Source organism: Hyphomonas sp. (genome assembly GCF_013823385.1).
Lineage (GTDB): Bacteria > Pseudomonadota > Alphaproteobacteria > Caulobacterales > Hyphomonadaceae > Hyphomonas.
On the sequence record NZ_PNMA01000009.1, the window covers coordinates 25,308 to 42,419 of the forward strand.

At 63.0% G+C, this 17,112-nt stretch carries 14 protein-coding genes; 7 read left to right on the forward strand and 7 right to left on the reverse strand.

From position 1 onward, the window contains the following. Positions 1 to 4: 4 nt before the first annotated feature. From C0456_RS07510 to C0456_RS07520, 3 genes are all read left to right on the forward strand, one after another. On the forward strand, positions 5 to 2,860 hold the full coding sequence (locus tag C0456_RS07510; RefSeq protein ID WP_291050194.1) for a TonB-dependent receptor: 2,856 nt from the start codon (positions 5 to 7) through the stop codon (positions 2,858 to 2,860). Positions 2,861 to 2,948: 88 nt separating this feature from the next. Further along, positions 2,949 to 5,084 carry an acylase gene (locus C0456_RS07515; RefSeq protein ID WP_291050195.1) on the forward strand — a complete coding sequence of 712 codons (2,136 nt, stop codon included), beginning with the start codon at positions 2,949 to 2,951 and terminating at the stop codon, positions 5,082 to 5,084. Positions 5,085 to 5,105: 21 nt separating this feature from the next. Beyond that, entirely contained in the window at positions 5,106 to 6,650 is a 1,545-nt protein-coding gene (locus tag C0456_RS07520; protein WP_291050197.1) for a CRTAC1 family protein, read from the forward strand. Between the two features lie 69 nt (positions 6,651 to 6,719). On the opposite strand, the gene C0456_RS07525 is transcribed toward C0456_RS07520, so the two are convergent. Both C0456_RS07525 and C0456_RS07530 read right to left on the reverse strand, forming a co-directional pair. Next, positions 6,720 to 7,658, reverse strand: a complete 939-nt coding sequence (locus C0456_RS07525; protein WP_291050199.1) for a sterol desaturase family protein — start codon at positions 7,656 to 7,658, stop codon at positions 6,720 to 6,722. A gap of 13 nt (positions 7,659 to 7,671) precedes the next feature. Further along, positions 7,672 to 8,976 (reverse strand): amidohydrolase family protein, encoded by a 1,305-nt coding sequence (locus C0456_RS07530; protein WP_291050201.1) that lies wholly within the window; start codon positions 8,974 to 8,976, stop codon positions 7,672 to 7,674. A gap of 148 nt (positions 8,977 to 9,124) precedes the next feature. Here C0456_RS07530 and C0456_RS07535 point away from each other — a divergent pair, with 148 nt between their 5' ends. Both C0456_RS07535 and C0456_RS07540 read left to right on the forward strand, forming a co-directional pair. Beyond that, positions 9,125 to 10,033 carry a crotonase/enoyl-CoA hydratase family protein gene (locus tag C0456_RS07535; RefSeq protein WP_291050204.1) on the forward strand — a complete coding sequence of 303 codons (909 nt, stop codon included), beginning with the start codon at positions 9,125 to 9,127 and terminating at the stop codon, positions 10,031 to 10,033. 27 nt (positions 10,034 to 10,060) lie between these two features. Continuing rightward, positions 10,061 to 10,546 (forward strand): CinA family protein, encoded by a 486-nt coding sequence (locus C0456_RS07540; RefSeq protein WP_291050206.1) that lies wholly within the window; start codon positions 10,061 to 10,063, stop codon positions 10,544 to 10,546. Positions 10,547 to 10,873: 327 nt separating this feature from the next. On the opposite strand, the gene C0456_RS07545 is transcribed toward C0456_RS07540, so the two are convergent. The 5 genes from C0456_RS07545 to rpsF all read right to left on the reverse strand — a co-directional run bounded on the left by C0456_RS07545 (position 10,874) and on the right by rpsF (position 14,727). After that, positions 10,874 to 11,578 carry a hypothetical protein gene (locus C0456_RS07545; RefSeq protein WP_291050208.1) on the reverse strand — a complete coding sequence of 235 codons (705 nt, stop codon included), beginning with the start codon at positions 11,576 to 11,578 and terminating at the stop codon, positions 10,874 to 10,876. A gap of 272 nt (positions 11,579 to 11,850) precedes the next feature. Further along, positions 11,851 to 13,341, reverse strand: a complete 1,491-nt coding sequence (locus tag C0456_RS07550; RefSeq protein WP_291050210.1) for a replicative DNA helicase — start codon at positions 13,339 to 13,341, stop codon at positions 11,851 to 11,853. Between the two features lie 171 nt (positions 13,342 to 13,512). Next, positions 13,513 to 14,097 (reverse strand): 50S ribosomal protein L9, encoded by a 585-nt coding sequence (gene rplI, locus C0456_RS07555; protein ID WP_291050212.1) that lies wholly within the window; start codon positions 14,095 to 14,097, stop codon positions 13,513 to 13,515. 12 nt (positions 14,098 to 14,109) lie between these two features. Then, entirely contained in the window at positions 14,110 to 14,367 is a 258-nt protein-coding gene (gene rpsR / locus C0456_RS07560) for a 30S ribosomal protein S18 (RefSeq protein WP_035596393.1), read from the reverse strand. Between the two features lie 18 nt (positions 14,368 to 14,385). Further along, entirely contained in the window at positions 14,386 to 14,727 is a 342-nt protein-coding gene (gene rpsF, locus C0456_RS07565; protein WP_162545157.1) for a 30S ribosomal protein S6, read from the reverse strand. Between the two features lie 650 nt (positions 14,728 to 15,377). Between rpsF and fabD the strand changes: the two genes are divergently transcribed. Continuing rightward, a complete protein-coding gene (gene fabD, locus C0456_RS07570) occupies positions 15,378 to 16,325 on the forward strand; it encodes an ACP S-malonyltransferase (protein WP_291050214.1) in 948 nt (315 codons plus the stop codon). A gap of 5 nt (positions 16,326 to 16,330) precedes the next feature. Further along, a complete protein-coding gene (gene fabG, locus C0456_RS07575) occupies positions 16,331 to 17,068 on the forward strand; it encodes a 3-oxoacyl-[acyl-carrier-protein] reductase (protein ID WP_291050216.1) in 738 nt (245 codons plus the stop codon). The last annotated feature ends 44 nt before the right edge of the window (positions 17,069 to 17,112 follow it).

Consider the following 17,112-nt stretch of genomic DNA (forward strand, 5'->3'; position numbering starts at 1 on the left):
TTCCATGCGCAAGACGCTTCCTCCACTTCTCCGGGTCAGCCTGGCGAGCGCGGTCTCGATGACTGCTTTGCAGTTCGCGGCGGCCTCCGCCCAGATCGCCACCAGTTCGCCGGCAGCATTTGAAATCGAATCCCAGTCGCTGGCCAAAGCGCTGGTGAAGTATTCCGAACAGTCACACATGGTGATCGTGGCGCCTGTCGAACTCGTGAATGGCAAGACGTCTGCTGCGGTCCAGGGCGTTTTTCCGCCTGAGCAGGCGCTCAACAATCTGCTGACCGGCACGGGCCTGACCGCTCAGACGCATGAAAGCGGCGCCCTTACGCTCAAACTCGCCTCGGTCGAGGAGGGCCGCAGCCCGGCCCGCCCTTTAGTGATGGCGCAGGCGGCGACCACGGCGCCGCAACCCGCACCGGCACGGGCAAGTAGCCCCGCAGAAGATAGCGTCAGCGTCCAGGAAACGGTCATTGTGACCGGTGTTCGCGGCGCGCCGCGCTCGATCATCGACAGCCCGACACCGATCGATGTGTTCTCGGCCGATGATATTCAGCAGGGCAGCCCGACGGGCGTGTTTGAATCCCTGCGCTATCTGGTGCCCTCCTTCAACCTGCCGACCCGCGCAGGCGGGGGCACGGCCACGGTTATCGCGACCGGCGGCCTGCGTGGCTTGAACCCGGACCACACCCTCGTCCTCGTCAACGGCAAGCGCCGCCACAAGACGGCGCTGATCAACTCGGTCTCCTCGCTCTATAACGGCGCTGCGGGCGTTGATCTCAACATGATCCCGTCTTCGGCGATTGCGCGCATCGAAGTGCTGCGCGATGGCGCGGCAGCCCAGTATGGGTCTGACGCGATTGCCGGTGTCATCAACATCATCCTGAAAGACAGCCCCGAAGGCGGTGAAGCCTCGGTCAGCTTCGGCGAGAATTTCGACCGTTCGGACGGGGAGTTCCTCACCGGCTCGCTCAACCAGGGATATGCCATCGGCGAGTCCGGCTTTGCACATTTCTCCTACAGCTATATGGACCGCAACGCGTCCAACCGCGCCGTGCCGATTGCCGACACGGTGAACCTCTATCCGCTGCTGCCGGGCGGTGTGCGCGATCCCCGCGAGGCGACGATTGACCGTCTCGTGACGAAAAACTATGGCGCCTTCCCGCAGACCTCCCACACCTTCGGCGTGAACCTCGGCTATGAGGTCAATGGGCTGGAGCTTTACGGCTTCGGCACTTATGGCGCCCGAACCTCCGTGCTCGACTGGTCCTATCGCGCGCCCAACAATATTGCCTCGCTGCCGGAACTCTATCCCAACGGCTTCAGCCCGCGTCTGACGATCTATGAAGACGATTTCGAAATCGCCGGGGGCGTGCGCGGCAGCTATGGCGAATGGAACTGGGATCTCTCGTCCAATTACGGCATCGACATTACCGACTGGGAGAATGACAACGGCCTGAATGCCAGCCTCGGCCCGGCGAGCCCGACGCATTTTGAAGTCGGCCGGCTGATCTCGTCTGAATGGGTCAACGCGTTTGACGCGACCCGCCCCTATGACCTGGGCAGCTCCGGTGAACTGCAGGTGTCTTTCGGCTTCCAGCACCGTCTTGAGAAGTATGAGATCGAAGAAGGCGAAGAAGCCAGCTGGGCCGCCGGCACCTATGTCCGCCCGGTGGGTCAACCCTTCGCTGGCCAGTTGCAGACGCCAGGCTCGCAGGCCACCCCCGGCTTCCGTCCGGATGATGCCGGATCTGTTGAACGCAACAACCTGTCCGTCTACGGCGAACTTGGCTGGAGCGCGACCGACAAGCTGTTCCTGTCCGGCGCCCTGCGTTTCGAGAGCTTCGATGACGATGCCGGCGAGGAACTGATCTACAAGCTCAATGGCCGCTATGAACTCACCGACTGGCTGGCGGCACGTGCGTCGTATAACACGGGCTTCCGGGCGCCGACGCTGGCCCAGCAGGCCTATTCCTCGACCACCAGCCAGTTCCGCGATCTCAATGGCGACGGTGAGAACGAATTGCTGTTGCTGAAGAACCTGCCGGTCAATTCTGCGGCGGCCATCGCCCTTGGGGCGAGCCCGCTTGTGCCGGAGACTTCCACCAATATCAGCTTCGGTGTCACCCTGACGCCGCTGAACAATCTGGCCATTACCATTGATGCCTACCGCATTGATGTGGACGACCGGATCGCAGTGACTACCACTTTCTCGCCGCTCGACACCCGGTTGTCGGCAGATGGGGTGACGACCATCGGCCGGCAGATCCAGAACATCCTGACGGCAAACGGTCTGCCCGCCGAGATCAGCGGACAGTACTATACCAATGCCATTGATACGCGCACTGAGGGTGTCGATGTGGTGGCGACCTATATGCTTCCGACAGACGGTTTCGGCGATTTTGCCTTCAAGGCCGGCTACAACAAGAACGAAACCGAGATCACCGGCATTGTCGATAACCCGGCGTCGCTCTCCGTTCTGGGGGGCATCGTGATCTTTGACCGGAGCAAGCAGAATGCCCTGACCACCGCCATTCCCGATTCCAAGATCACCCTTGGACTGGACTGGACGCTCGGCGGTTTCTCGGTCAATGCGCGGACGACGCGGTTTGGCACCTATACCGTTCAGAATGCCACAAACCCGGCGGCAGATTATGATGTCGATCCGGCATGGATCACTGATCTCGAAATCGGCTATGCCATCAGCGAAGCATTGAGTGTGTTTGCCGGGGCGAACAATGTGTTCAACGAATATCCTCAGGAGATCGCAGCGCCTGGTGCAACGACGGGATCGAACATGTACAACACGTTTGCGCCCTTCGGTTTCACGGGCGGCTCCTGGTTCGTTCGCGGCGTCTATAAGTGGTAATTTGAAGCATAGGGCCCGGCAGACCGCTGCCGGGCCCTATCCATTCTGCAGGCAGATAAAAATCGAGAGGATTTCAGGGATGAAACAAATGAGGTTGGCTGCGGCCGGCTTCCTGGTGATGGCCCAGCTCGGGCTCGCAGGATGTGCAAGCGGCGGCAACGCCGCGTCAACGCTCGCCGGGGAAGTTGAGCCGGCGCCCCAGCAGGCCGAGATCCTCTGGGACACCTATGGCGTCCCGCATATCTATGGTCCGGATGCGGACTCAGTCTTCTATGGCTATGGCTGGGCGCAGGTCGCCAGCCACGCCAACACGGTGCTGCGCCTCTATGGCGAGGCACGCGGCAAGGGCGCCGAATATTGGGGCGCAGAGTATGAAGAGACCGCCAGATGGCTGGTGATGAACGACGTGCCGGCCCGCGCCCAGAAATGGTATGAGGCCTACTCGCCGGAGTTCCGTGTAAAGATCGATGCGTTCGCCGAGGGCATGAATGCCTATGCGGCCGCCCATCCCGAAGCGATTGATCCTGAGCTTGCGATTGTCCTGCCGGTCAGCGGCGTGGATGTGGTGGCCCATGCCCACCGGCTGATGAATTTCATCTATGTCGCCTCGCCCGGCCGTGTGGCGGGGGAGGGCGATCCGCCCGAGCTTTCCGAACAGGGCTCCAACACATGGGCCATCGCCGGTTCGAAGACGGCATCGGGCAACACGATGCTGCTGCAGAACCCGCACCTTCCCTGGGGCACAGGCTATTTCATCTATTACGAGGCTCACCTCACCGCCCCTGATTTCGAGATCTATGGCGCCACGCAGATCGGCCTGCCGGTGATCCGTTTTGCCTTCAACCAGCAGATGGGCATCTCCAACACCGTCAACGGAATGCTGGGCGCCACCACCTACAAACTCTCGCTGAAAGACAATGGCTATCTCTTCGATGGCGAGGTGCTGCCCTTCGAGGTGCGCGAAACCGGCTACAAGGTGCGCCAGGAAGATGGCAGCCTGCTGGACGTGCCGGTTTCCGTGCGCTCCACCGTTCATGGCCCTGTGTTCGACAAGCCCGATGGCACGGCGGTTGCGCTACGGGTGGCCGGCCTCGACCGGGGCGGCATGCTGGAACAGTATTTCGACATGGTCACCGCAGACAGCTACGCCGAATTCGATGCAGCGATGAGCCGCCTGCAGGTGCCGACCTTCAACATCTCCTATGCAGACCGGGACGGGCATATCGAATACACCTTCAATGGCATCGCGCCCAAGCGGGCTTCGGGCGATCTTGCCTTCTGGCAAGGGCTCGTGCCGGGCGATACATCCGAATATCTCTGGACGGAGGTTCACCCCTTCGAAGACCTTCCGCGCGTGACCGATCCGGCCACCGGCTTCATCCAGAATTCCAACGATCCGCCCTGGGAGGCGACCTATCCGGTCGCCTACAAGCCGGAAGACTTCCCGCCCTATCTTGCCCCGCGCACGCCGCTCTCCATGCGCGCTCAGGAATCCATCCGCATGATGGTGGAGGCTGAAAACCTCACGCTTGAAGAACTCGTCGAGTTGAAACTCTCCGCCAATGCGCTGATGGCAGACCGCGTGTTGCCGGACCTGCTGGCGGCGGCCGCCAATGATCCGGACCCGGATATGCAGGCGGCTGTTGCGCTTCTCTCGGAATGGGACCGGACCTTTTCCAGCGATAATCGCGCGGGCGTCCTCTTCGAGGAATGGGCCAAGCTCTTTACCGGCCCGCGCATGACGGGGCAGGCCGGCTTTGCCGTGCCCTGGTCTGCGGATGATCCCATCAACACGCCTTCCGGCCTGAAAGATCCGGCCGCCGCCACCGAACAGCTGCGCAAGGCAATTGCTTCGACCAAGGAGAAATATGGGCGGATCGATCCGGTCTATGGGGAGGTGTCGCGCTTCATCCTTGAGGATGTGGATGTGCCGGGCCATGGCGGCTTTGGTAACCTCGGCGCCTTCCATGTGATCACCTGGTCGGACCCGGACGCCGAAGGCGTGCGCACGCCCACACACGGGGAAACCTGGGTCGCGATGATCGAGTTTTCGACGCCCGTGAAGGCTTACGGCCTGATGAGCTATGGCAACTCCCGCCAACCCGGCACCGCCCATTACAGCGACCAGCTGGAGATGCTCTCGGAAGGAAAGTATCGCGAGCTCTGGCTGCAGCGCGATCAGGTAGAAGCCAATCTTTCCGAACGCACCCCGCTCAATCGATAATCCGATAACGGAACAGAGAACATGCAACATCGCCTGAAATACCTGCCCGTCCTGCTTCCGCTGCTGGCGGCTGCCTGCGCGGCCACGCCCGAAGCGCCACAGTTCGCCGAAGCCGGGGCTGCCACCCCGGCAGCTGAAGAGGCGGGGCCCCTGTTGCCCTTCGTTTCGGTTCAGCCGGAACTCTTCGGGGAAGCCGGATCCCTCTCCAATGCCTGGGCCGATTTTGACGGTGACGGTCAGCTTGATCTTGCTGTTTCCGTCAAAGGCGGTGCAATCCGGCTCTACAGGCAGGAGAATGGCGTCTTCACCAGCGTTGGCGAAGCGCTTGGCCTGCCTGTGTCCGGTCCGGAATTCCGTGGGCTGAGCTGGGGCGATTTCAATGGCGATGGCTATCCCGACCTCATGGCCGGCGCGACCTCGCCACAGGAACTCAGCCGCGTTTTCCGCAACGAGGCCGGAAAGGGGTTCACCGATGTCGCGCCTGAGATCGGCCTGACGATCCCCGGCCGATCGGCCCGCCAGACCAACTGGATCGACTATGACAATGATGGCGATCTGGATGTCTATTCGGCAAACCGCGCCGGTGGGAACAAGCTTTATCAGAATACAGACGGCCTCTTCACCGAAGTCTTCATGGGCGAAGGGCCGAGCGATGAGCGCCCCACGGTGGGTGCCTGCTGGTTTGACTACGATCAGGATGGCAGGATTGACCTCTTCCTGACAAACCAGTCCGGCGCGGAAGATGCCGTCTGGCGCAATGAGGGTAAGGGCTTCACCGATGTTGCCGCCAGTATCGGCATCGAGACGTCCGGGCGTACACAGCAGGAAGGCGGCGTTGGCTGCGCTGTTGGCGACTTCGACAATGACGGCCTGCTCGACGTCTATTTCATCAATTACGGCCCCAACAAGCTCTATCGCAACACGGGCGATGGAAGGTTGGAGGATGTCACCGACACCTTCGGCCTGGCCGAGCCTGACCATGCCGTGGGCGGTGATTGGGGCGATTTCAACAATGATGGATATCTCGATCTGTTCGTGGTCGGCTATGAGGGGCCCCCCGGCGAGCAGGTTCCGGTCAACTATCTCTATCTCAATGACGGCAAGGGCGGGTTTGCCAATATCCTGCCACTCGACCACCCCATGAATGCCGGCGATCATGGCGCGATCTGGGTGGATTATGATCTCGATGGCGCGCTCGACCTGTCGCTGACCGATGGGTATGGCCCGGAGGGCGGGCATTTCGTGTTCCGCAATACGCTGGGCGGCAAGGCGGCCGGCCGGGCGCTGAATGTCATGGTGCTGAACAAATCCGGCCTGGGTGTTGTACCGGGGGCTGAGGTTCGCCTCTATGACGCGAGCGGCAACATCCTTGCCACACGCCTGGTGCATACGGGCGGAGGCTACAATGCCCAGAGCGCCATACCGGTGCATTTCGGCCTGAAGGATCTCCGCCCGGTCACGGTCGAGGTAACCTTCCTGACGCCCGAAGGCCGCGTGACCCAGTCCATACAGGGTGTGGACCCGGCCGAATGGGCCGGAAAGGCGTTTGTGGTTCAGCAACAATGATAGACGAAGGCTGAGCCGGTTTCTGAACCGCTCGCGGGTTTTCACGGCCGGGGAACTGGTGGCGCTGGGCTAGTCGCGCGCTGTTGGCAAGCCGGGCTGGCCGGCCTGGTCGGGATGGGCAGCGATATAGGCCTGTTTGAGCTCTGCGGAGCGGTTGTGGCGTCCCTCCGGGCTCCAGCCGGGCGCATTGACCGCGCGGCCCAGCCAGCGCCAGGGGCGCAGGCCATCGCGGGCGCAATCGGTCAGGAAGCCGCCGAGTTCGTGGAAGGCGATGGTGACGGGATTGTGCGTGGTCAGCTGTCTGACGATGCCATAGCTCGGCTTGTCATCCTCCCGCTCGGGCACGAAGGTGCCGAACATCTTGTCCCAGATGATGAAGACGCCGGCATAGTTCGTATCCAGATAACGCGGATTGGTGGCGTGGTGGACGCGGTGGTGGGAGGGGGTGTTCATCACCGCCTCGAACCAGCGGGGCATCTTGCCGACCGCCTCTGTATGTATCCAGAACTGGTAGATGAGGTTCAGCCCGCCCGCGAGAGCGAGGACGTAGGGGTGGAAGCCGAGCCAGACCAGCGGCAGGCCGACGAGGATGAGCCCGGTGAACGGGCCGAACCAGGGCTGGCGCAGGGCGGTCGTCAGGTTGTAGTGGCGGGAGGAATGGTGCGTCACATGCTCCATCCAGAACCAGCGCATGCGGTGGGCGAAGCGGTGTTTCCAGTAATAGATGAAGTCATACGCCACGAAGCAGAGGGCAAAGCTCCACCAGGTGAGCGGGATGGTCATTATACGGAACGGCCAGGCGAGCATCATCATCCAGAGGGCGATGGTGGCCGTGAGGGTGTTGACCACGACATTGCCGAGCCCCATCGCCATGGAGGCGAGGGCGTCCTTCGTTTCATAGCGGCCCCTGGCGCGTCCGGTTTTGACCGCCCACCATTCCCAGGCCACCGAGGCCACGAAGACCGGGGCGGCAAGGGCGGTGACATCCGGGAAGGGCGTGAAGTCCACGGGGCGGTGATCCTTAGAAGGACGAAGCCTGAGGCACGCCGCCCTGTTTGTAGACGACGCCGCCCTTCATCACGAAATCGACATTGGCGAGGCGTTGCATGTCGGCCAGCGGATCAGCGGTGACGGCCACGAAGTCTGCCTTGCAGCCAACGTCTCCGCAGCCGACTTCGCCGGACCTGCCGAGGGCTTCGGCGGCGAAGGAGGTGCCCGCGCGCAGGGCCTGCATCGGCGTCATGCCGAAGGTGACCATGCGGGAGAACTGGTTGCCGTTGAGGCCGTGGGGATAGACCCCGGCATCCGACCCGAACACGACCTTGGCGCCGGCCTTGACGGCGGCGGAGAAGCTCGCCCGCTGGCGCGCCGAGATGGAGCGTTCCTTGGCGAGCGATTCTTCCAGGAGGCCATTCTTGGCGCCTTCGGAGAGGATGTATTCGGTGTTGTAGATGTCCATCGAGAGGTAGGTGCCATGCTCGACGGCGAGCTGGATGGTGGCCTCGTCCATGATCGAGCCATGCTCGACCGTGTCGACGCCGGCGAGGATCGCGTTGCGGATGCCGACCGTGCCGTGGGCGTGGCTGGCGACTTTCAGGCCGCGGGCGTGGGCCTCTTCGACGATGGCTTCGATCTCTTCGATGGTGCCCTGGGCGGCGCCGAGCGCCGTGCCCTTGGAGAGGACGCCGCCCGTGGAGCAGGTCTTGATCAGGTCGACACCATACTTGATGTTCTCGCGGACCTTGGCGCGCATTTCCCAGGGGCCGTTGGCGACGCCTTCGCCCTTCAGGCGGTATTCTGAGGGCAGGAGGTTCATATCCGAACAGTGGCCGCCGGTGATTCCGACTGGCGGGCCGGAGACGAGAAGGCGCGGGCCGGGCACTTCGCCCGCCTCGATGGCGTCGCGCAGGGCCACATCGCCATAGCTTTCGGCGCCGAGATTGCGGACCGTGGTGAAGCCGGCGAGCAGGGTCTTGCGGGCATTCTTGACGCCCTTGATGGCCATCCGCTCATCCGAAAGGCTCAGGGAGTAATACGGGCCGTCTTCCGCGTCGCTGGTGAGGTGGACGTGCATGTCGATGAAGCCGGGCATCAGATACGCCTGGCCGAGATCGACCGTTTTGGCGCCGCGCGGGGCTTTGAGGCTGGCCCTGGTGCCGCGCTGGGTGACGGCGCCGTTCTCGATCACGAAGGCGGCGTCGCGCACGGTCTCGCCGGAAACAGGGTCGATGAAATGGCCGGCGGTCAGGTAGACCGTTTCGGCGGCAGCGGGGCTGGCGGCAAGGGTGAGGGCTGCGGCAGCAGCAGCGAGGGCGCGAAGGATCATGGCCGGGCGATTCCTGTATCTTTCGTCATGCGTCGTGTCTGTTGTGGGGCGCGGGGGGCGCTCGCGTCAAGCACCCCGGCACGCTTGACGGACGTTAGGGAAGGCGGGCCTTCTCGGGCGGGAAACACATCACTGGAGGAGACCGACGATGGCCAGACCCAAGGAATTCAAGGAAATCATTCTCGACATCGAGGACGGCATCGCCACCCTCACCCTGCACCGCCCGGACAATATGAACGCCTTCACCGGCACCATGATGTACGAGATGATCGAGGCCTTCGACATTACCGACGCCAATGACGACGTGAAGGTGGTGATCGTGACCGGGCATGGCGACCGGGCCTTCTGCGCCGGGGCCGACCTTTCGGCGGGCGCCAAGACGTTCGACTATGACGCCCGCGCGGGCGACGGCGAGAAGGGCCGGACCGAATCGGTGGACATCCAGCGTGATGGCGGCGGGCGCGTGACCCTGCGCATCTTCCAGAGCCTGAAGCCTGTGATCGGCGCGATCAATGGCGCGGCGGTGGGCATTGGCGTGACGATGCAGCTGCCGATGGATATCCGCATTGCGTCTGACAAGGCGCGGTTTGGCTTTGTGTTCAACCGCCGGGGCATCAACCCGGAGGCCGCTTCCAGCTGGTTCCTGCCGCGCCTTGTGGGCATCCAGCAGGCGCTGGAATGGTGCTATACCGGCCGCGTGTTCCCGGCCGATGAAGCGCTGAAGGGCGGGCTGGTTTCCCGTGTTGTTCCGCATGCGGAGCTGATGAATGAAGCGCGCGCGCTGGCCAGGGAGATTGCCGAGAATACCGCGCCGGTTTCCAACGCCCTGACGCGGCAGATGATGTGGCGGATGCTGGGCGCGAGCCATCCGATGGAGGCCCATATCGTGGATTCGGCCGCCATCTATACCCGCGGCAAGACGCCGGACGCGAAAGAGGGCGTGATGAGCTTCCTGGAGAAGCGCACGCCGACCTATCCGGTGAAGGTTTCCGACGGGATGCCGGGCTTCTTCCCCTGGTGGGACGAGCCGGAATTTGAATGGATCGGCAACAAGTGATGCTGGCCGGCGAGGGGCGATAAGACCATGCAGACACTATTGCCCCTTGCCGCCGAGGTTGGCGACATTCTGAAGGCGCGGCGGGAGACTGTCGCGATTTCGGAATCCTCCGCTGGCGGACTGATCTCCGCCGCCCTGCTGGCCGCGCCGGGCGCTTCGCGCTATTACCGGGGCGGCGGGGTGATCTATACGCCGCAGGCCTTTCGCGGCCTTCTGGGGCTGACCCGGGAAGACCTGGGCGACAAACGCTCGTCCACCGAGCCTTATGCCAGGATGCTGGCCGGGCGCATCCGGGAATTGCTGGAGGCCGATTGGGGGCTGTGCGAGACGGGCGCTTCGGGGCCCACGGGCAATATGTATGGCGACGATGCGGGGCATACCTGCGTGGCGCTGGCGGGGCCGGGCGGCGTGATCGTGTCGCGCACGCTGGAGACGGGGATATCTGACCGGGAAGCGAACATGCGCCTGTTTGCGGCCGAGGCGCTGGACCTGCTGAAGGGCGGGCTCGGCTGAGGCTGGCGGCGGCGGGCTGCTATTCAGTCAAACACACGCCTCTTTCTCTTTCGTCTTCCCGGGATTTGCGAAAGCAAATGCCCGGGATCCAGCGCAAGCGAGAAGGTCTGGGTCCCGGTCTTCGCCTGCGGCGAAACCGGGATGACGCCACATGTGATGTGCGCATGCGGAGCGTTCAGGAGATGGGCCCTCAGATGGCCTACGGCCATCGAGGGTGACGATGGAGGGGAGAGGGCGGGATATGCCTGCGCGATCTGACTTGCGCACAAACGCCTTTATCCTCCCTCGCTGGGCGGGGGAGGTGATCGGCTGGCGAGGCGGGGATGTTCAGGATGTGTTGGGGAGCGCCCTGGCGCGGGCGGCCTGGGTCAGTTCCTTCAGGAGGCTGATGGTATTTTCGCCCAGGGATCTGCTGACGCCGGGGATCTTGACGGGGGCCAGTGCCCTGGCGGCATCGGCGGCAGAGCGCGCGCGGCGGCGGAGCCAGCGGCGGGCATAGGGGGCCGGATCGTCATAGGCAGCGCGCAGCGCCTGGAAGCGGCGGTGAAAGGCAGCGGCAGGATCCTGCGGCGCGGGCGGCGGCCGGGCCGGCGCCGTGCGGGCGCGCAGGACAGACTCGGTGAGCAGCGTGATGCGGGGCATCAGGTCTTCTGAAAGATAATCCGTCTTGCGGTAGTGTGTGGGGCGCGGCTGAGGCTCGCTCATGCGGAAGAGGGGCGCGCGGGGGGCGGCCGGTTTGCCCTTGGCCGCTGCTGCAGGCTGGCGGGCAGCTTTGGAAGGGGCCCGGGCAGGCGCCGGGGGCGGCAGCTTGGTGGCGATCAGGAGGATGGCGCGGCGCAGGGCGGCTTCGGCAGGCAGCAGCGCGCGGCGCATCAGATAGCCGGCAGCCCGCGCATCGAGCGGAGTATCGCCCAGCCGCTCCAGCGCAGTGTCGATAAAGCCGATCAGACCAAGAATGAAATACCGCGCCCTTCCCAGAAGGTCGTTCAGGATGTCGAGGTCATCCGCAGGCTGAAAGGGCGTGTCATCCATGCCGGGAAGAATAGCATGGCCGCAGAGGGGGTGGACAAGTTGGCCGGAATTTCTTTCAAGGGGTTGAAAGAGTTGAGGTTTTTGTCGGGATTTTGGGGGATAAGAGGGCGCGCCGCTTCATCCTTCGGCTTCGCTCATCCTTCGGCTTCGCTCATCCTTCGGCTTCGCTCAGGATGAGTATTGTGGGGGGCCTGGCGAGATCCCCGCCTTCGCGGGGATGAGCGGGAAGGGGGAGGGGATGAGCGGAAAGGGGGGGAGGGGGAGCTTGGCCGCTATTCGTAGACGTCTTCGCCCATTCGGGATTTGTCGAGGTCTCCGAAGCGGGTGACGTTGGCGTCGAAGGCGAGCTTGACTGTGCCGATGGGGCCGTGGCGCTGTTTGGAGACGATGACTTCGGCGGTGCCGTAGACCTGGTCCATCCGGGCGCGCCAGGCGTTCCATTTTTCGTTCGAGGTCGGATCGTTCGGGTCGGCGGGCGGCTCTGTCCGCGCGAGATAGTATTCCTCACGGAACACGAACATCACGATGTCGGCGTCCTGCTCGATCGAGCCGGATTCGCGCAGGTCTGACAGCTGCGGGCGCTTGTCGTCGCGCTGTTCCACCGCGCGGGAGAGCTGGGACAGGGCGACGATGGGGACGTTGAGATCCTTGGCGAGGGCCTTGAGCGCCGTGGTGATCTGGGTGACTTCCTGCACGCGGTTGGTCTGGCCGCCGGAGCTGGAGACCGTGATCAGCTGCAGATAGTCGATCACGATCATGTCGAGGCCGACCGAGCGCTGCAGGCGGCGGGCGCGGGCGGTCAGCTCACTGATGGAAATGCCGCCGGTATCATCGATATAGAGGGGCAGGTTCTGCAGCTCGGCGGTGGCTTCGACGAGTTGTTCAAAGTCTGCCTTGGTGAGGTCGCCCTGGCGGATGCGGTGAGCGTTGATGCCGGTGCGTTCGGCGAGGATACGGGTGGCGAGCTGCTCGTTCGACATCTCGAGCGAGAAGAAGGCCACGACCGCGCCGTCCATCGTCTTCTTCGAGCCGTCTTCCTGGGTTTCGTATTTGTAGGCGGCGGCCGCATTGTAGGCAATGTTGGTGGCGAGCGAGGTTTTGCCCATCGAGGGGCGGCCGGCGAGGATCAGAAGGTCAGACCGGTGGAAGCCGCCAAGCTGGCTGTCGAGATCGCGCAGGCCGGTGGGGATGCCGGCAATCTTGCCGCCGCGCTTGAAGGCGGCTTCGGCGGTGATCAGCGATTCGGCGAGGGCTTCGGCGAAGCTGGAGAAGCCGCGTTCGGCGCTGCCGCGTTCGGCCAGATCGAAGAGGGCCCGCTCGGCCTTGTTGATGAGGACCGAGCCAGTGTCGTCGGGCTCCGGCATGATCGCCTGGGACTGGATCGTGCCGCCGACATTGATGAGTTCGCGCCGGATGGCGAGGTCGCGGATGATGCGGGCATAATCCTTGACCTCCGGCCCAAAGGCGGCCGCTTCCAGCAGGTCTACGAGGTATTTTGCGCCGCCGATCTCGGCGAGCTTTTCGCGCTGCTCGAAATATTCGCGCAGGGTGACGCCGTCGGCCACCCGGCCGGTCTGGATCATGTTGGAGGCGACGGCGTACACCTCGCGGTGGGCGGGGGCGTAGAAATCGTTCGCGGTGAGGATGTCGGCGATGAACTGGTAGACGTTGTTGTCGAACAGGATCGCGCCGAGCACGGCGGCTTCGGCGGCAAGGTTGTTGGGCGGCGTGATCGCGCTGCTTCCCGGCTTTTGCTCAGACATTGGCACCCCCATGGCGCAAACGTTTACTATAGCGGGCCGGGCCGGTTTTGCGACTCGCCGAAGCAGGTTGGGGCCGAATTCCCTCAGCGTTTCCCCAGCCTTTGGGGCAAAGAAAAACGGCGGCCCGTGAGAGCCGCCGTTTGGATTGTGTGGCCGTGGCCGGGACGAAGATTACTCTTCGTCGCCGCCCAGTTCTGCGCGTTCGGCAGCAGCAGCGGCGAGTTCGCCGGCCTGCTCGTCGGCCTGAGCCTGGTTGGCAGCCTGCAGCGCGGCGACGATGTCCTCGCCTTTTTCCTGACGCTCGGCCTCTTCGGTCGAGCGGGCCACGTTCACCTGAACTTTCACGCTGACTTCAGCGTGCAGGCGGACGGAGACTTCGGAAATGCCGATGGCCTTGATCGGCTTGTCGAGGCGAACCGCAGCGCGGTCGACCTTGTAGCCGGCAGCGTCAGCGGCTTCAGCGATGTCGCGGGCCGAGACAGACCCGTAGAGCTGGCCGGTTTCGCCAGCCTGACGGATCAGCACGAAGGTGGCACCTTCGAGTTTTTCCGCTTCGGTCTTTGCGGCGTCGCGGGCAGCGGCGTTGCGGGCTTCGATGGCTTCACGCTCGGCTTCGAACCGCTTGCGGTTCTTGTCGTTGGCGATCAGCGCCTTGCCTTGCGGGATGAGGAAGTTGCGCGCGAAGCCGTTCTTGACGCGGACTTCGTCACCGATCTTGCCGAGGCGGTCGATGCGCTCAAGGAGAATGACTTGCATGGGGGTCTCTCCTTACTTCACTTCAAACGGAATCAGGGCCAGCATGCGGGCGCGTTTGATCGCCTGGGCAAGCTTGCGCTGGTTCTTGAGGTTTACAGCCGTGATGCGGCTCGGCACGATTTTCCCTTTTTCAGAGATGTAGCGCTGAAGCAGTTTCACGTCTTTGTAATCGATTTCCTGTGCGTTCTGGCCGGTAAACGGGTCCACCTTGCGGCGGCGTCCGAACGGGCGGCGGGCAGGAATGTTCGTGATGTTGATTTTCTGTGCCATGTGTCGGTTTCCTTCCCGTTAGTCGCGCGGACGGCGCTCTTTGCGAGAGAGAACCGGCGAAGGCTCGTCGCTCAGCGTTTCAACGCGGACGGTCATGTAGCGCATGACATCTTCGGAAATGCGCTGGCGGCGTTCCAGTTCGTGGATCGCGTCGGCGGGGCCGTCGATGTTGATCAGGGAGTAGTGACCCTTGCGCTGTTTCTTGATCGGGTAGGCGAGGCTGCGAAGGCCCCAATACTCGGTCTTGCCGACAGTTGCGCCTTTTTCCTTGAGGAAGGTGGAAATCTCTTCGATGAAGGTTTCAACCTGGGCGGGCGAGATATCAGGCCGTGTGATCACGACGTGCTCGTATAGTGCCATGTTTTCATTCCCAAAATTACGAAGATGCGGCACCGGGGAGCGGGAAACTCTTCCAGTGATGGCCCCTCTTTCTCCGGCTCATTCCGGATAGTCGAGGACCGCACCTTGCTGTGAAGAGGCGCTCTTAAGCCTATCCTTGTGGAAAATTCAAGCGCTTGCATGCTGGAAGGTGCGCATAGGGCGCATTGCGCTGGGCTTAATGCACCTTACGGAGCAATGAGGCTATACAGCTAGCGTTCATTACCGGTCTGAGGGCTTGCTTCTATGACTTCGGCGTCGGGTAAAAAGCCAGCACAATCCGACAGTTGCGGCTGACCAAGGAATGAGGATCGCAAGAAACCATGAGAGGAAAACTAGCGAAGAGTAAGCAACATCCACGTTTCCGTCGAGAATGAACTCCCCCTGCATGTTGTGCCGCATTCCCGCATAGAGGCAAAAGCTCGCCCAAGCGGTAGAAAGAAGCACTCCCAAAGCTAGGAACTTTTTCATTCTAGATCATGCCTGCTGACAAGTTTCATGGTCGCCAACCAAACAGTTGGGCAAATAGTACGCCGCATTGATTGAAGCGCAATGTGCTTCATCTGGCCTCGGGTTGTACCTTTCTCCGGACCGCTTTAGGTACGCCGGAAAACTAGGGAGACACGGGTAACATGACCCTCGCATTCATCTTTCCGGGGCAGGGCAGCCAGGAAATCGGCATGGGCAAGGCGCTGGCAGACGCCTTTCCGGCCGCCAGAGCCGTATTTGACGAAGTGGATGAGGCGCTCGGCCAGAAGCTGTCCGCCCTGATGTGGGAAGGCGACATTGCCGAGCTGACCCTGACGGCCAACACCCAGCCCGCCCTGATGGCCCATTCGGTGGCCGCGATGCGGGCGCTGGAGGCCGGTTTCGGGATTTCGGCGAAGGACGCCGCCTTTGTGGCCGGCCATTCGCTGGGCGAGTATTCGGCGCTGGCCTCTGCCGGGGCGATTGGCGTGGGCGATACGGCCCGCCTGCTGCGCATTCGCGGCAATGCCATGCAATCGGCGGTGCAGCCGGGCCAGGGCGCCATGGCGGCGCTGCTGGGGGCCGATTACGATCAGGCGGAAGCGGCCTGCAAGGCGGGCCGCGAGACCGGTGGGGTGTGTGACATCGCCAATGACAACGCGCCGGGCCAGCTGGTGATCTCCGGCAGCAAGGCGGCGATTGATGCCGCCGTGGCCTGGGCGCAGGGCAATGGCGTGAAGAAGGCGATGGCGCTGAACGTGTCGGCCCCCTTCCATTGCGGGCTGATGCAGCCGGCGGCGGACGCCATGGCTGCGGCGCTGGCGGACGCCGAGATCAGGGCGCCGATGGTGCCGCTGGTGGCGAATGTGATGGCGAGCGCTGTCACCGACCCCGAGACGATCCGCCAGAATCTCGTAAAACAGGTCACCGGCCGGGTTCGCTGGACCGAGAGCGTGCAGTATATGGTCAGCCAGGGCGTCACCACGACAGGGGAAGCCGGGGCAGGCAAGGTGCTGACCGTGATGCAGCGCCGGATCGAGAAGTCACTCAACGGCTTCACCCTCGGCACGCCTGAGGATCTGGAAGCCTTCGCCACAGCGATCAAAGGATAAGACCCATGTTTGACCTGACCGGCCGCACGGCCCTTGTTACCGGCGCTTCGGGCGGCATTGGCCGGGCGATTGCGCAGGCGCTTTCCGAAGCAGGCGCCAAGGTCGCCCTTTCCGGCACCCGCGAGGCGGTGCTGCAGGAAGTGGCCGCCACCCTCAAGGGCGAGACCGCCATTCTGCCCTGCAACCTGTCTGATCCGGCCGCCGTGGACGCGCTGGTGGGCCAGGCAGAGGCCGCCATCGGCCCGCTGGACATCCTGGTGGCGAATGCCGGCATCACCCGCGACAAGCTGCTCATCCAGATGAAGGATGAGGACTGGAGCGACGTGATCAATGTTAACCTGGGAAGCTATTTCCGCCTGACCAAATCAGCTGTGAGGGGAATGATGAAGCGCCGCCATGGCCGCATCATCGGAATCACCTCGGTTGTCGGGGTTACGGGGAATCCCGGACAGACAAATTATTGTGCCTCCAAGGCCGGCATGATCGGCTTTACCAAATCGATCGCCCAGGAGGTCGCCTCGCGCGGCATTACGGCCAACACGATTGCCCCCGGATTCATCGAATCGCCCATGACGGATGTGCTGCCGGAAGCCCAGAAAACGGCGCTTTTGGGGCAGATTCCGGCCGGAAGGCTGGGGGCAGGCGGCGACATTGCAGCCGCAGCAGTGTATCTTGCTTCGAATGAAGCGGCTTATGTCACCGGCCAGACGCTGCACGTAAATGGCGGCATGGCAATGATTTAAGCCCAGCAGTAGGGCATCAGACTAGGGCTTGGCGCTCATCCGTA

What these genes read in the sequence shown, in the direction of transcription:
- C0456_RS07510 (WP_291050194.1), top strand. Translation starts at nt 5, where the DNA reads ATGCGCAAGACGCTTCCTCCACTTCTCCGGGTCAGCCTGGCGAGCGCG.
- C0456_RS07515 (WP_291050195.1), top strand. Translation starts at nt 2,949, where the DNA reads ATGAGGTTGGCTGCGGCCGGCTTCCTGGTGATGGCCCAGCTCGGGCTC.
- C0456_RS07520 (WP_291050197.1), top strand. Translation starts at nt 5,106, where the DNA reads ATGCAACATCGCCTGAAATACCTGCCCGTCCTGCTTCCGCTGCTGGCG.
- C0456_RS07530 (WP_291050201.1), bottom strand. Translation starts at nt 8,976, where the DNA reads ATGATCCTTCGCGCCCTCGCTGCTGCTGCCGCAGCCCTCACCCTTGCC.
- C0456_RS07535 (WP_291050204.1), top strand. Translation starts at nt 9,125, where the DNA reads ATGGCCAGACCCAAGGAATTCAAGGAAATCATTCTCGACATCGAGGAC.
- C0456_RS07540 (WP_291050206.1), top strand. Translation starts at nt 10,061, where the DNA reads ATGCAGACACTATTGCCCCTTGCCGCCGAGGTTGGCGACATTCTGAAG.
- C0456_RS07545 (WP_291050208.1), bottom strand. Translation starts at nt 11,578, where the DNA reads ATGGATGACACGCCCTTTCAGCCTGCGGATGACCTCGACATCCTGAAC.
- C0456_RS07550 (WP_291050210.1), bottom strand. Translation starts at nt 13,341, where the DNA reads ATGTCTGAGCAAAAGCCGGGAAGCAGCGCGATCACGCCGCCCAACAAC.
- rplI (WP_291050212.1), bottom strand. Translation starts at nt 14,097, where the DNA reads ATGCAAGTCATTCTCCTTGAGCGCATCGACCGCCTCGGCAAGATCGGT.
- rpsR (WP_035596393.1), bottom strand. Translation starts at nt 14,367, where the DNA reads ATGGCACAGAAAATCAACATCACGAACATTCCTGCCCGCCGCCCGTTC.
- rpsF (WP_162545157.1), bottom strand. Translation starts at nt 14,727, where the DNA reads ATGGCACTATACGAGCACGTCGTGATCACACGGCCTGATATCTCGCCC.
- fabD (WP_291050214.1), top strand. Translation starts at nt 15,378, where the DNA reads ATGACCCTCGCATTCATCTTTCCGGGGCAGGGCAGCCAGGAAATCGGC.
- fabG (WP_291050216.1), top strand. Translation starts at nt 16,331, where the DNA reads ATGTTTGACCTGACCGGCCGCACGGCCCTTGTTACCGGCGCTTCGGGC.